This is a genomic window from Clostridium sp. CTA-1, from assembly GCF_054768215.1.
This window is the reverse complement of record NZ_BAAAAP010000008.1, coordinates 74,029-89,049: the sequence shown is the minus strand read 5'-3', so window position 1 is coordinate 89,049 and position 15,021 is coordinate 74,029. Positions and strand designations below refer to the sequence as shown.

Annotated in this window: 14 protein-coding genes and 1 pseudogene; 12 read left to right on the top strand and 3 right to left on the bottom strand. The window is 27.4% G+C overall.

From position 1 onward, the window contains the following. Nucleotides 1-122: 122 nt before the first annotated feature. Nucleotides 123-1,079, bottom strand: coding sequence for an L-lactate dehydrogenase (locus tag ACYUEW_RS08535; protein WP_003486457.1), 957 nt, complete (start codon nucleotides 1,077-1,079; stop codon nucleotides 123-125). Nucleotides 1,080-1,592: 513 nt separating this feature from the next. Between ACYUEW_RS08535 and ACYUEW_RS08530 the strand changes: the two genes are divergently transcribed. Then, entirely contained in the window at nucleotides 1,593-2,303 is a 711-nt protein-coding gene (locus tag ACYUEW_RS08530; protein ID WP_460276582.1) for a FadR/GntR family transcriptional regulator, read from the top strand. 252 nt (nucleotides 2,304-2,555) lie between these two features. On the opposite strand, the gene ACYUEW_RS08525 is transcribed toward ACYUEW_RS08530, so the two are convergent. Further along, nucleotides 2,556-3,044, bottom strand: a complete 489-nt coding sequence (locus ACYUEW_RS08525) for a C-GCAxxG-C-C family protein (RefSeq protein ID WP_096044075.1) — start codon at nucleotides 3,042-3,044, stop codon at nucleotides 2,556-2,558. A 233-nt stretch (nucleotides 3,045-3,277) separates the two neighbouring features. On the opposite strand from ACYUEW_RS08525, the gene ACYUEW_RS08520 reads away from it, so the two are divergent. From ACYUEW_RS08520 to ACYUEW_RS08490, 7 genes are all read left to right on the top strand, one after another. Continuing rightward, nucleotides 3,278-4,225: a TDT family transporter gene (locus tag ACYUEW_RS08520; RefSeq protein WP_003486452.1), complete on the top strand. Its 948-nt coding sequence runs from the start codon at nucleotides 3,278-3,280 to the stop codon at nucleotides 4,223-4,225. A 672-nt stretch (nucleotides 4,226-4,897) separates the two neighbouring features. Continuing rightward, nucleotides 4,898-7,309: an HD domain-containing phosphohydrolase gene (locus tag ACYUEW_RS08515; RefSeq protein WP_003486450.1), complete on the top strand. Its 2,412-nt coding sequence runs from the start codon at nucleotides 4,898-4,900 to the stop codon at nucleotides 7,307-7,309. Between the two features lie 105 nt (nucleotides 7,310-7,414). Next, nucleotides 7,415-7,762 (top strand): four-helix bundle copper-binding protein, encoded by a 348-nt coding sequence (locus ACYUEW_RS08510; RefSeq protein WP_460276581.1) that lies wholly within the window; start codon nucleotides 7,415-7,417, stop codon nucleotides 7,760-7,762. Between the two features lie 269 nt (nucleotides 7,763-8,031). After that, a complete protein-coding gene (locus ACYUEW_RS08505) occupies nucleotides 8,032-8,226 on the top strand; it encodes a YwbE family protein (RefSeq protein WP_003486445.1) in 195 nt (64 codons plus the stop codon). A 273-nt stretch (nucleotides 8,227-8,499) separates the two neighbouring features. Then, nucleotides 8,500-10,572: a methyl-accepting chemotaxis protein gene (locus ACYUEW_RS08500; RefSeq protein WP_003486444.1), complete on the top strand. Its 2,073-nt coding sequence runs from the start codon at nucleotides 8,500-8,502 to the stop codon at nucleotides 10,570-10,572. Between the two features lie 289 nt (nucleotides 10,573-10,861). Beyond that, entirely contained in the window at nucleotides 10,862-11,329 is a 468-nt protein-coding gene (locus tag ACYUEW_RS08495) for a MarR family transcriptional regulator (protein ID WP_460276580.1), read from the top strand. Nucleotides 11,330-11,355: 26 nt separating this feature from the next. Further along, entirely contained in the window at nucleotides 11,356-11,898 is a 543-nt protein-coding gene (locus ACYUEW_RS08490; protein ID WP_460276579.1) for a flavodoxin domain-containing protein, read from the top strand. Between the two features lie 152 nt (nucleotides 11,899-12,050). On the opposite strand, the gene ACYUEW_RS08485 is transcribed toward ACYUEW_RS08490, so the two are convergent. Beyond that, nucleotides 12,051-12,404, bottom strand: coding sequence for a winged helix-turn-helix transcriptional regulator (locus ACYUEW_RS08485; protein ID WP_460276578.1), 354 nt, complete (start codon nucleotides 12,402-12,404; stop codon nucleotides 12,051-12,053). 129 nt (nucleotides 12,405-12,533) lie between these two features. On the opposite strand from ACYUEW_RS08485, the pseudogene ACYUEW_RS08480 reads away from it, so the two are divergent. The 4 genes and pseudogenes from ACYUEW_RS08480 to ACYUEW_RS08465 form a co-directional block, all read left to right on the top strand. Next, a pseudogene (locus ACYUEW_RS08480) lies at nucleotides 12,534-12,641 on the top strand (nitroreductase family protein); the annotation flags it as partial. A 165-nt stretch (nucleotides 12,642-12,806) separates the two neighbouring features. Beyond that, nucleotides 12,807-13,172, top strand: a complete 366-nt coding sequence (locus ACYUEW_RS08475) for a VOC family protein (RefSeq protein WP_003486434.1) — start codon at nucleotides 12,807-12,809, stop codon at nucleotides 13,170-13,172. Between the two features lie 28 nt (nucleotides 13,173-13,200). After that, nucleotides 13,201-13,671: a methylated-DNA--[protein]-cysteine S-methyltransferase gene (locus tag ACYUEW_RS08470; RefSeq protein WP_216471516.1), complete on the top strand. Its 471-nt coding sequence runs from the start codon at nucleotides 13,201-13,203 to the stop codon at nucleotides 13,669-13,671. Nucleotides 13,672-13,727: 56 nt separating this feature from the next. Then, the gene (locus ACYUEW_RS08465; RefSeq protein ID WP_045515618.1) at nucleotides 13,728-14,915 is read left to right on the top strand and encodes a phosphoenolpyruvate hydrolase family protein; all 1,188 of its coding nucleotides are present in this window, start codon (nucleotides 13,728-13,730) and stop codon (nucleotides 14,913-14,915) included. The last annotated feature ends 106 nt before the right edge of the window (nucleotides 14,916-15,021 follow it).

Below are 15,021 nucleotides of genomic sequence, written 5' to 3'. Positions count from 1 at the left end.
TAATGATATAGTCTCTTTAAGATACACATACTAAAAAATAAAAATCTGTCTATCTTAAAGGGGAATATATTAAAACCTATCTATAGGGTAATTTTAATACTAATATTTATCTTATGTAAAAACTATAGACCAGATGCATTAGTTAAAGTATCTTTTAAAGTATTGGCAGATTTAATTAGTTTATCTGCTTCTGTTTTACTTAAATCTATACTTAATGCTTTTTCAACACCTGATCCACCTACGATACAGGGCATTCCTAAGTAAACATCTTCAATTCCATAGTAATTTTCTACTAAAGTAGAAACTGGTAATATAGTTTTTTCATCTCCTAATATAGCTTTTACAATACGTGTTACTGCTAAAGCTATAGCATAGAAAGTAGCACCTTTTCTATTTATAACTTCGTAAGCAGCATTTTTAACATTTTCATAAACTTCTTTTCTAAAGTTATTATTATATTCAAGATTTTCTTTATTAGCATATTCATCAATTTTGATATTTTGAATATTAGTTACACTCCAAGTGGCGATTTCTGAATCTCCATGTTCCCCCATTATATAAGTATTTACGTTTCTTGGATCTATATTATATCTTTTCCCTATTTCGTGTTTAAGTCTTGATGTATCTAAGACTGTACCTGAACCTATAACTCTTTCTTTAGGGAAGCCTGATAGTTTATAAGTTACATAACTTAATACATCTACAGGATTTGAAACTACTAATAAAATAGCATCTTTATTATATTTTACCACTTCCGGAATTATTGCTTTAAATATATTAATATTTTTATTTATAAGTTGAAGTCTTGTTTCACCTACTTTTTGTGCTGCACCAGCTGTAATAACAACAATATCTGAACCTTCAGTATCTTTATAATCTCCACTTAGTATATTTACAGGTTTTACAAAATCTGCTCCATGGGATAAATCCATAGCTTCCCCTTCAGTTTTTGCTTTATTAACATCTACTAATACTATTTCTGTAGCAACACCTGATAGCATTAATGCATAAGCAGTGGTGGCACCTACTGAACCTGCTCCTATAACGGATATTTTAGTAGTATTTCTTTTTTTTATCATTTTAAATTACCCCCTAAAAATTTTAAGTTAATATAAATTAGTTTTAGTGGATTAATGGTATTTTGGTTTAGTGGTAGTACCAATAATCACATGTTTATAATATCATATAATATTATAGATTGCCAGGATAGTTAATTAATTAACATTATATGATATTATAATGATTTACAGCTAAATATAAAAAATAGTAATTAGTATTGGTTAATTTTCTTAAATATTATATACTTATATATTTGTATGGTAGCCGTAATTCTAAAAATATTYTGTTATATACAATAATGTTAAGAAATTGGTCATACTTGACATAAAATTGAAACTTAGAGTATAATCTTAATGAAAGTAATTAATATTTGATTGAAATAAAGTTTATATTTTTATAATATATTAGAATTTTTGTGAATATGTTCACAAATAAGTAGTAACCAAGGTTAATGTTATGTAAATTTTAATATACAATAGTTAAGTTTATAAAAAACTTATTATATTTTTACTTTTAAGAAGGGATGAATAATTATGTTTAGTCCTATAAAAAATACAAGAGTTTACGAAAAAGCTATAGAACAAATTAAAGAAATGATTGTTGAAGGTACTTTTAAAAAGGGAGATAAACTTCCTTCTGAGAGGGAAATGGCAGAAAGCCTACAAATTAGTAGAACTTCTATAAGAGAAGCCCTTAGAGAGTTAGAAATTATGGGACTTATAGAATCAAGACAAGGGGACGGAAACTTTGTAAAAAGTAGTTTTGAAAATAACTTATTAAAACCATTGTCCACTATATTTTTATTAAAAGAAAGTAATCCAGATGAAATATTAGAACTTAGGCAAATTATTGAAAGAGGATCTGTTGTATTAGCTGCTGAAAGAATAACTGATAAGGAATTAGAAGAAATGGAACTTCTTGTTGAAGATTCTTTAAAATCAGATTTTAAATATCAGTTAGTAGATGTAGATATAGCTTTTCATTATAAGATAGCCCAAGCTTCTAAAAATTTTCTTATACTAAGCATATTAAATGCTATATCATTTTTAATTGAAGCTTTTATTAAAGACATAAGAAAGAATGTAATAACAAAAAAGGAAAATACGGATATGCTCATAAAGCAGCACAGGGATATTTTGTCAGCATTAAAGGATCATGATCCAATAGCTGCTGAAAAAGCTATGTTATCTCACTTACAATACGTTAACAGCCAAATGAAAAAAGAAATAGAAATCATTACTTAAAGTACTATGGATTATATAGTGCTTTTTCATTTTAAAGAAAAAAGTTAGTTCACTAAAAACATAATAAAAAAAGAACTCTAATTTAACATATAGCTAAAATTAAAGTTCTTTCTATTGTTTTCCTTACTCATGTATATTATTGGTGCTAGTTTTAGAAAATATACATAAAATATAAGAATAAGTAAAGATAGTTATATTCTATGTAAGCTATTCACAATTTATAAGTGCTTGTATATTTGGAAATTTATATTATTATTTTACTTTAATATGTTCGTCTTCAATAAGTTCATTTGCAACCCATCTTGCAACTTTTCCAGTGATTGTTATGCAGTGATTTTTTCTTTCTGGACTTTTAAAGTTATCTCCAGCCCATTCTCTTGTTATTACTCTACAACAAGTTGATTTGTATTCATTTTTGATATAGTCATGAAGGCTGCTAGATTTTTTAAACATCTTTTCATTCATAGACTCACCTTCAACTCTACCATATATCATACCTAGAGCCATTTGTCCACCTGATACTGCACCACATAGACATCCTGATTTACCAAGGCCTATAGGAAATCCACTTGCCATTTTAACTATGCTTTCATCATATGGTTTCCCTAATACTTCATTAATTGTTTGAACTACTGCCTCACTGCAAAAAAAAGTACCGCTTCTAAAGTAATTTTCAGCTACAGCTTGTACTTTATCAAGAAGTTCTTCTTTTGTAAATTCTTTTGTGTTAATTAAATCCATCACATATTCCTCCTACATACTTATAAAAACTTACTAATATTATAATTTAAATTAAATACGCAACTTTTATTATAAGTTATGTATTTTAAACTTACCAATAAATAAATATTATAATTAAATGATTAATTATAATAAAAACAAATAACTAAAGAATCATATTTAGAGCTATGATATACTTTTATGTGCATTTAATAAACTTATAAAAACTTTAAAATACAAGGAGGCGATCTTAATTGAACGAATTTTTAAAGAAATATCCAGTTCCTATTGTGGGACTTATGTTAGGGTTGGCAGCGACAGGAAATCTTGTTCAATCCTATGGAGAAATATATCGTAGTATATTTGGAATAATATCAGCTATATTACTTATTTTAATGCTCGTAAAGATTGTGAAGTATCCCAAAGGTGTAGCAGAAAGTTTGGATAATCCAGTGGTAGCTAGTGTATTCCCAACATTGTCAATGGGAATTATGTTATTATCAACTTATTGTACTCCATATGCAGCATCCTTTGCTTATATAATGTGGATTATAGGAATTGTTTTACATATTATATTAATATTATGGTTTACAAAGAAATTTGTTTTTAATTTTAAGATTAAACAAGTATTCCCATCTTGGTTTATAGTTTATGTTGGTATAGTAGTTACAAGTGTAACAGCACCAGTTTATAAGATGGGAAATGTAGGAAGAATAGCCTTTTGGTTTGGGCTTGTAACTTATTTAATACTTTTACCAATAGTTATCTATAGGGTTGTAAAAGTAAAGGGAATGCCAGAGCAAACATTGCCAACTATCGCAATATTTGCAGCACCTGCAAGTTTATTATTAGCAGGATATATGAAATCATTTCAAACAAAAAACATGACAATGGCTTGGTTTTTAATGGTGTTATCCATTATTATGTATATAGCAGTTATTATTATGTTATTTAAGCTTTTAAAATTAAAGTTTTATCCAAGTTATTCAGGATTTACATTTCCACTTGTAATAAGCGGAATATCAATAAAACTTACAAATGGATTTTTAACTAAGTCTGGACAAGCTATTCCTTTATTAAAATATTTAGTGAAATTACAGGAAGTATTAGCTGTTGCCATAACACTATATGTATTAATTAGATATATTCAATTTCTTTTACCTGAAAAACATGATTGCATTAGTATTAATAAGGGCAATTAATAAGGAGTTATAAAAATTTGACTGAAGACAAGAGTTTTACAAAGACTAAAGTATGGGGTTTTAAAAAATGTTATAAAAAATAAAATGCAAAAATAGAGTTAAACATAAGAAATAATTAAACATGTATTTTGATGCGAAAAAAGCATAAATTTTAGCCATTCCCTTTTAAGAGGATTTAAAAGGGAATGGCTAAGTTTGTTACTATCTTTTTTATACAAAAATTAGTCACATCTATCATATTATTATCAATAGTTTCTATATTTTTAAATATTAACAGAGTAGAATATAATAACAAGGCAACACTAGATTATAGTAATCTTTATACTAAGAAATATTTTTATTTTACATATTAATTTTAACTATTTGCAATAATAGTTGATTATCTTTAGCTTACTAAAGTTTGATATAGGTATAGAAAATAAAAAATATAATTAGTATTTTAATAAATTATTGTTGAATTTAATCGAAATTAGTATAAAATAAAAGATAAAYGTTATTTGTAATTTAAGGATATAAAGTATATAAATTTGTTTTATTTGTAATTTAAGGATACAAAGTATATAAATTTATTTTATTTGTAATTTATGAATATGCAATAAAATGGAATTATGAATATTAAGAATAATAAATTCAATGGAAGCTAATGAAACACAATAGTAATGGAGGCGTGTCATGCTTGCAGCAATAATAAAAAAAATTCAATTAATTTTAGAAACTAAAAAAAAGAATACATTTAAATATGAATCTATTAAAATATGTTTAATGTATGTAATTAGTGGATTTATTTGGATTTATTTTTCAGATAAAATTATAAAGAAATTTGTTAATGATAGAGAAATGTTGATAATTATAAGTACATATAAAGGTTGGTTATATGTTATTATAACTGCACCAATTCTTTATTTAGTAATAAGAAGTATTCTAAAAAAAGTTTATTTAGCAGAAAAAAAAAATAAAGCTATTATAAAAGCAATACCGGATTTATTATTTGTAGTTAATAATGAGGGATACTTTATAGATTGTGTGGTAAATGATGAAAGTCTTTTGTTAATGCCTAGGGAAAATTTTATTGGAAAATCACTTTGGGAAGTTCTTCCTAAAGAGATATCAAAAGTAGCCTATGAAAAAATAAAATTAGTACTTAAACATGGGGGGTTAGAGAGCTTTGAGTACAAACTTAAAATTTCTAATAAAGAACTGTATTTTGAACTTAGAATGGTAAAAAATAATGAAAAAGAAATATTAGCGATCTCTAGAGATATTACTTTAAAAAAACAAAGTGAATTAGAGTTTAAGATTAGTGAAGAAAGGTATAAAACCCTTGTAAGTGAAATGCAGCAAGGATTAGTGCTTTTTCAAGGTAGTGATAATGAGGAAGGAAAAATTATAAACTATAAACTTTTAGATTCAAATGCAAGTTATGAGAGATTAACAGGATTAAAAAAGGAAAACATATTAGGTAAAACTCTTTATGAAATATTCCCTAATATGGAAAAGAGTCTGATTAAAAAAATCCAACGAGTGGCAATAACAGGACAATCTGTGCATTATCAACGTTATATAAAAGAAAAAGATAAATATTATGAAGCAATAGTGTATAGGCCTAAAAAATTACAATTCGCAGCAATTTTAACGGATATTACTGAAAGGAAACTTGCAGAGAAAGCTTTAAAGACTAGTGAATATAATTTTAGAAATATTTTTGAAAGCTCCTCAGATCCTATACTTATAACTCTGGATAATGAGATTATTGATTGTAATCTAGCTATGATCGAATTATTAGGCTATGATTCAAAGTCATCTATACTTCATAAAAATCCAGTTCAGTTTTCGCCAGAGAAGCAGCCTAATGGAGAATCTTCTAAAGAAAAAGCTCTTCAGGTATATAAGATTACTATGAAAAATAGGAAACATAAATTTGAATGGTGGTTCAAAAGAGTTGATGGTACCTTATTGCCAGTAGAGGTTATGATGACAACTATATTACATAATGGGAAAAAAGTTTTTCATTCTCTATGCAGAGATATTCGTGAAAGAAAAGAAATGGAAAATAAATTAGAATATTTAAGCTATCATGATCAACTAACAGGATTATATAATAGAAGGTTTTTTGAAAAAGAGTTAAAGAGACTAGATGTGGGAAAAAATTTACCTTTGACTATTGTTATGGCAGATGTTAATGGCCTAAAACTTGTAAATGATTCTTTTGGGCATGCTGCAGGAGATGAGCTATTAGAAAAAGTATCAGAAGTTATAAAAAAGGGATGTAGATCTAATGATATTATTGCTAGACTTGGCGGGGATGAATTTGTAATTTTGCTGCCTAAAACAGATATATATGAAACAGAACAAATTGTTAAAAATATTAATGCTTTAGCTTTAAAGGAGACAGTAAGTGCTGTTAACATATCCATCTCCTTTGGATATGGAACTAAGAAGAAAGAAGGAGAAAAGATTGAAGAAATTTTAAAGAAAGCTGAAGATTATATGTATAAGAAAAAGCTTTTTGAGAGTCCAAGTATGAGAGGAAAAACTATAGGTGCTATAATTAATACTCTTCATGAAAAAAATAAAAGAGAAGAGGAACACTCTCATAGAGTTTCAATGTTATGCCAGGATATGGGGCATGCTTTAGGGTTAACTGAAAGTGAGACAGAGGAACTAAAAACTATTGGTTTACTCCATGATATAGGGAAAATAGCTATAGAAGAAAATATACTAAACAAGCGTGAAGAACTTACAGAGGATGAATGGCAAGAAATAAAACGACATCCAGAAATAGGATATAGAATACTTAATACAGTAAATGATATGTTAGAGATAGCAGAGTATGTATTGTATCATCATGAAAGATGGGATGGGAAGGGATATCCTAAAGGTCTAAAGGGGGAAGAGATACCACTTCAATCAAGAATAATAACTATAGTTGATGCTTATGATGCCATGACTAGTCAAAGAAGTTATCGTAATGCTTTACAAGAGGAGATTGCTATAGAAGAACTAAAAATAAATTCAGGCACTCAATTTGACCCAGAGCTTGTAAGGATATTTATTGAAAAAGTATTAAATAAATCTTTTTATTAAAAAGTATCTTTTATGTTTTTTAGTATTTTATAGTTTTAGAATATAAATATATTTTTCGGTGATAATATATTTTAGATAAAAAATATATTGAAGGAAGTGTTTAATGTGGCAATAGTAAGTACAGCAGCGGACCCATATCAAGCATGTATATATGCCTGTAGCAGATGTGCTCAAGCATGTTATGAATGCTTAAATGCTTGCCTAAATGAACAAGATGCTAATCCAAGAAAAAATTGTATAAAAATCCTTATGGAATGTGCAAAAATGTGCGAAATGTCAGTAGGACTTATGGCAATGAATGGGCAATTTGCAAATGATCATTGTAAACTTTGTGCTACTATTTGTGATAAATGCGCTCAGGAGTGTAAAATGGTTCAAGATGAACATTGTCAAAAATGTGCACAAGAATGTACTACCTGCGCAGAAGAATGTAACAAAATGTCTGGAATGTAATGTATTTCAATATACGGATTTTGATAAAATATTTTGATAAATCTATTAAAAATTTAATAATTAAATAGGTAAAGGCTAGAAAATTAGGAATATAACTATTTCAATTTCTAGCTTTTTAATTTATAATTGAAGTTAAAAATTATCTATAAAGAATCAACAAATATATTTATATTACATTGTGTCAGTTAATGAGCATAGTGAATTTAAAGAGCACAAGATACTGTAAGTAGGTAGCTATCCTATTATAAGTAAAGAAGGAGAGTAATAATATGAATGGAACTATAAGAGAAAATATAAGACCAGGTACAAAAGTGAGAGTTGTTCAAAAACAAGATCAGCGTTCTGGAAAATTAACAGAAGGTGTGGTTGAAAAGCTTCTTACAAAGTCAGCTATTCATCCTCGTGGTATTAAAGTTATGCTTGAGAGTGGTATTGTTGGTAGAGTTAAGGAAATATTAAGGTAAAAAGTTAGATATTATAAAAAGAAATCCTTATATTTTTTTAAAAAAGATAGATGCATTTAATAAAAGTTTCTTTTATTTGTAATATGAAAAGAGTAAGTTTTTTATTAAATGAACTAATTAAAGAATGGAACACTATATTTAGGTAAAATTCAACTAAATATAGTTTTTATTTTTTAATTTATTGTAAAGAAATTTAATACATATAAATTAACCTATTAAAATTACGATTAATTACTGTATAAATAGACAAAATAAAAAAGGAGTATCAGTACAATGAAAAAAAATTCTAGTATAAAAAGTAAACTTATAATTTCTTTTGTATCATTGATTTTAGTATCCTTAGTTTTACTAGGCTCTATAGTTTACACTAAAGTATACAATCAAACAAAAGAAGACTATGCTCAATCTATAGAAAAGCAAATTACCCAAGTGGATACTAGCTTTAATAATTATATTGTAGCCTTTGAGGAAAATATAAATATGTTTTCTAAAGGACTAAATAATTTAGATAAGCAAGTAACTTCATATCTTGATAAGAAATATCAATCAAACGAAATACCTATGACTCCTCTAAAAAATGGAAGTTTTGAAGCTTCTTTATATAAGGAGTTCGAAAATTTTACAAAAACTCACGATGGGATAGAAACTCTTTCTATATCTTCAGAAAGCAATGGCGGATATATGCAGTATCCAGCAATTTCAAGAAAAAAGGGATATGATCCTAGAACAAGAGATTGGTACAATGAATCTAAGAAAAATAAGGACAAGGTTTCTTTTACAGATGTTTATAAAACCTCATCAGGATCTATGGTAATGTCAGTTCTAAATCCAGTTAAAGATTTAAATTCCAATTTTAAAGGAGTTATGACCTTTGATATAAACTTAAAAAAATTATCTGAAATGAGTAAAAATACTAAAATAGGTGAAAATGGTTATCTTATTGTAACGGATGAAAAAGGAACAATAATAGCTAGCGGTAAAGATGAAAGTCTTGTTTCCAAGAATATAAAGGAGCTTAAAGTAGAGAATTTAAATAATTTATCAAAATATAAAAATAATAGTTTTAGTACAAAAATGGGTAATGGAAAAGAATATTTTATAAATGTAAAAAAATCCTCTAATGAAAAATTAGGATGGTATTACATATCTTTTGTAGAAAAGGCAGAGCTTACAAGATCTGCAAATAGTATAGGTCTCATAACTTTAATTTTCACTATTATATTTTCCATAGTTGCAGTATTAGTATGTATATTTATATCTGATAAAATATCACAGCCTATTAAATATGCAGCGGAGCATATAAAAGAAATGGGAAAAGGAAATTTCACAATTCCAATAGAAGAAAAATATTTTAAATTAGAGGATGAAATTGGAGATATTATAAAGTCCTTAGACAGAATGCAGGATTCTATAAAATCTATGCTAGGTAAGGTAAAGGAAAGTTCTGGGGTAGTTTCAGAGGAGGGAGAAAAGTTGCTATCTGCTTCAGAAGAAATGACAGGTTCCTCAAGTGAAGTCTCAAATGCAATACATGACGTAGCTGTAGGAATTTCAAATCAAGCTGGAGAACTTGTAAAGGCTACCACAACTATATCAAGTTTTGGAGAAAGGCTTGATATGGTGGTAGGTGAGTTATCATCAATAAGCGAAAATTCTGTAAGTATAAATTTGGTAGCTAATGATAGCAATAAAAAGATGGTAAATATGATAGTATCCGTAAAAAATATTGAAGAGTTTTTTAAGGATTTTTTAAATGTAATATCTAAACTGGATAATAATGTAGGTCAAATAAGTGAGATGACAAATTTAATAAATAGTATTTCAGAGCAAACTAATCTTTTAGCTCTAAATGCAGCAATTGAAGCTGCAAGAGCAGGAGAATCTGGAAAAGGATTTGCTGTGGTGGCAGATGAAATAAGAAAGCTAGCAGAAAGAAGCAAGGAATCTTCTGAAAGTATAAATAAATTAGTAGAAAATATAGATAAAGATAAAAAAGATATTATAAATAATACTGAAAAAATGAAAGAAGAACTTGATAGTCAGTCTAAAACTATAGAGGAAACTATAGATGTATTTAAAAATATAATAGAAGCTATTGAGGATATTGTTCCTAAAATACAAAATGTTAATAGTTCAGCCTATTCTATAAATGAAGAAAAAGATGAGGTTTTGTCTAAGATGGAAGGAAGCTCAGCTATTTCAGAAGAGATATCTGCCTCTTCGGAAGAAATAAGTGCTTCTTCTGAGGAAATGCATAATTGTTCAAAGGATGTATCTATATCTGCGGAGAAATTAAGTGAAATGACTAGAGCAATGAATGAAGAGGTAAATAAATTTAGAATATAAATAAAGAATTTATTACAATTATAATAAAATAAATTATAGTAAATTAAAAACAAATCTTATATTTGTTTTTGTAAATAGGAATACTGCATGGATAGAAAATATAATTTTATAATTTTGAGGGTATTTCTAGAAATGCTTGGCATGAAAGATTCCTTTTTTAAGGAACTTTCATGTTTTTTTATATTTATGATAAAAATTTTGCTACATCATATTGATATTTATTAAGATAAATATTACAATATAAAAAAGGTAATATATTACCTTTTTATTTTCTATTAGGAGGAATAGCATGGATAATACAAAAGAAATGGATAATATTGATAAAAGATATCATATTTTTGGTATGCTATTTTTATTGTCTAATAAGCTTGAAACACTAGGAAATAATTTTCTTGGAGAACTCACAACAAAACAATGGCTTTTTATGTTAATATTAATGAATTTTTTTAAAGAACCTCCTACTCTTAGTGAATTAGCTCTCGAAATGGGAACTTCACATCAAAATGCAAAACAAATTGCCATTAAACTTGAAAAAAAAGGATTTTTAGTAGTGAACAAGGATATTAAGGATAAACGGGTATTAAGGTTAACTCCTACGAATAAAATTAGAGAATATGTAAAATTAAGAGAAGATAAAGATCACTTTTTTATTGAGAAATTTTTTAACGTATTAACAAAGGAGGAAGTTAAAAGTATTTATGAAAGTTTTACTAAACTATTAGATAATATACAAGTTATAGAAAATGAATTTTTATAAAAGTATAATTTCAGGAGGTAAAGTATATGTATAATAAAATAGCAGTAATATATAAATCAAAATATGGTAGCAGTAAAAAGTATGCCCAGTGGATAGCAGAGGAAGTAAAGGGAGATTTATTTAATTCTTCAAACATTAAAGGAGAAAAGTTAAAAGAATATGATATTATTGTTTATGGTGGAGGGCTCTATGCTAGTGGAATTTCAGGTATATCTCTTATAACTAAAAATTTCGATATTTTAAAGGATAAAAAAATAATAGTATATACAGTAGGACTTGCTTCAACGGACAAAAAAGAAATATTTATTCCTATTATAGAAAAAAATTTCCTTAAATCTAAGAGACAGGAAATAAAATTTTTCCATTTGCGAGGTGGAATAGATTATAAAAAGCTAAGTTTAGTACACAAATCTATGATGGCAATGCTTAAAAAGGTAACGGCTAAGAAAGCTGAAGATAAGTTAACAGATGAAGAAAGAGAATTTTTAGATACCTATGGAGATAAAGTAGATTTTACAGATAAAAATACAATAGTACCTTTAGTTAAGTATATTAGTAATATTGTCTAGCTAGGTGACTAAATAGAATTATATTAAGAAGAAATAGCAAAAACTCCAATAAATGTTTTGGCTTAAAAGACAAGCTTAGAACGGAAGATAACAACCGGCTTGGGTTATTTATTTATACCTTTGCCGGATCTTTGGTAGTGTAAATAATAAAACTACAAAGTAATTAGTTCATAATAGTCTTCTCCCCATTTGCACATCATACTAAGAATAGGCATTAAACTCTTACCTAAATCCGTTAATGAATATTCAACCTTTGGGGGAACTTGAGGATAAACCTTTCTGTTAACTAAATTATCTGATTCTAGTTCCCTTAGCTGTTGAGTTAACATTTTTTGAGTTATTCTAGGAATCAATTTTTTTAATTCATTGAATCTTTGTGTACTTTTTGTTCCAAGATGCCATATAATAAGAGGTTTCCATTTACCACCTATTAGATCTATTGTAATTTCAAAGGTACATGCATATTCTTTATTTTTAAATTCTAAAATATCGCAGTTAGAGTTCATAGTTTTTATCCTTTCTATAGTATCTTTTTAGATACTATAATACAAAAAAGTGCGTACTTGTTTTGATGAAACTTATTTTTTACAATAGTAGCATAAATTATAAAAAATATCAATAAGGAGGATACATTTATGAATAAGATATTAAATAGAAAAAGTATAAGAAAATATAAAGATATAAAAGTAAGCGATGATATTGTTGAGGATTTATTAAAAGTAGGCATGGCGGTACCTTCAGCTAGGGTATCCAGATGAAGAAAGAAAAATAGAGGATAGATTTAATAAAGGTAGAATACATTATAATAGATGGTAAAAAACTAAACGAATATCATATATAAATTAAAGAAATATGTATTCTATAATGATAAGATATAATAGTAATTTTTAATATGAAGGAGAGAAAATATGTTGACAAATCACTTGGGAATAAAAGTAAAAGATATAGAAAAAGCTCAAAAATTTTATTGTGAAAATTTAGAATTTGAATTTGAGCATAAATACGAGGATAAAGATAAAATTTTAGTATTTCTAAAAAATGAAAATTCAGTCATAGAGTTAATACACTCCAAGAATAATGTGTATAACTCAGTAAAAAATGGAATTATAGATCATTTAGCTTTTACTGTCACTAATATACAAGAATATATTGATAAGTTAAAAAGGAAGAATGTAAATTTTATTACAAATGAAATAACAGAAGTGGATGGCAAGCTAATTATATTTTTTGAAGGTGCTGAAGGAGAAAAAATTGAATTAGTTCAATACATATAGAAATATATTATATGAAGGAGGAGGGTATATGAATAATGCATATTGTTATGAAACCAAAATTGGGAAAATAGTAATTGTGGAAAATGGTACATCTATTACTCAGCTGTGTTTTGGAGAAGATATTCCTAAAGATGTAACCATTTTTGAGACTGATCTACTAAAAGAAGCAAATAAAGAGCTTGAAGAATATTTTAGAGGAAAAAGAGAAAAGTTTGATTTATCCTTTGATCCACAAGGTACAGAATTTCAAAAAAAGGTTTGGAAGGCATTACAAGAAATACCCTATGGGAAAACTTATAGCTATAAAAATGTAGCAGTAAATATAGGCAATGAGAAGGCTTGTCGTGCGGTAGGTATGGCCAACAATAAAAATCCTATACCTATTTTTATTCCTTGTCATCGTGTTATTGGAGCTAATGGTAGTTTAGTTGGTTATGCAGGTGGACTAGATATAAAAGAGAAGCTTTTAAAAATAGAAAAAGAGAACTCGGAAGGGTAAAACAGAACCACACAAAACATACTGAATTGTTAAAAGAGATAAGGGGCTTAGAAGGTATGAAAAGGAAAAAAATACTAGAAAATCTGAAATCACAAATAAAGAAAGGAAATCATATTATTGGTGTAGCCACAGGAACAGGAATGACAGCAAAGTATGCAAAAAAGGGTGGAGCAGATTTCCTTCTCATGTTGAACTCAGGTAGATTTCGTCAAATGGGAAGAAGTTCATTAGCAGGGTTTTTACCCTTTTATAATAGTAATGATATGGTAATGGAATTTGCCTATAGAGAGATAATACCTTTGGTAAGGGACATGCCTATAATTTTTGGATTTAATGCAACGGATCCCACAAAGGATATGGAAAGTTATATAGATGAAATAAAAAATAAGGGATTTTCTGGTATTAATAATTACCCTACAGTTGGATTAATAGATGGTGAGTTTAGTAAAGCTCTTGAAGAGAAGGAATGTCATTATCTAATTGAAGTGGAAGCAATAAGAATAGCCCACCAAAAAGATATGTTTACCGTTGCATTCGTATTTAGTGATATACAAGCAGCTCAAATGATTGAAGCTGGAGCAGATGTAATTTGTGTGCATTTAGGATTAACAGGAGGAGGGCTATTAGGAGCAAAAAAAGTTTTATCGCTAGAAGCTGCAAAGATTAAAGCAGAAAAAATATTTAAAAAATGTGATGAACTAAATCCAGATGTAATTAAGTTAATTTATGGAGGCCCTGTGAAAACTCCAACAGACGTTCAGTATATGTACAGTAATAATGAAAATTTAATGGGATATATAGGTGGATCTGCTTTTGAAAGAATCCCTTCTGAAAAATTTATTACAAATATAACGAAGGCTTTTAAAGTATCCTCACAATTAGATGAAGATGACTTAATGGTTAAAATGTTAGATGGAATTACAAAGCATTATGATTATGTTGAGTTTGTTAAAGAATATGTTACTAAAAATTATATGCGTGAAATTTCCTTTTCAGATTTGGCCAAGGTCGCTCATGTATCTAGGAGTTACCTAAGTACTTTGTTTAAAAAGGAGGTAGGCTGTAGTTTTCGAGAGTATCTAGTTAAATTTAGAATGGATAAAGCAGCAGAAATACTAGATAAAAAAAATATTCAGTTATCAGAGCTATCACCTTTAGTTGGGTATGAAGATTATGCCCAATTTAGCAAAATGTTTAAAAAGTATAAAGGCTGTTCTCCGAAACAATATAAAAATATAACATAAACACAAAAACACCTAATGTAATAACGTTTACACTAAAAAGTAAAAGCAGTATGATTAATTTGTAGTCAATCATACTGCTTTTTATTTTAAGATAATATTTTAAAAA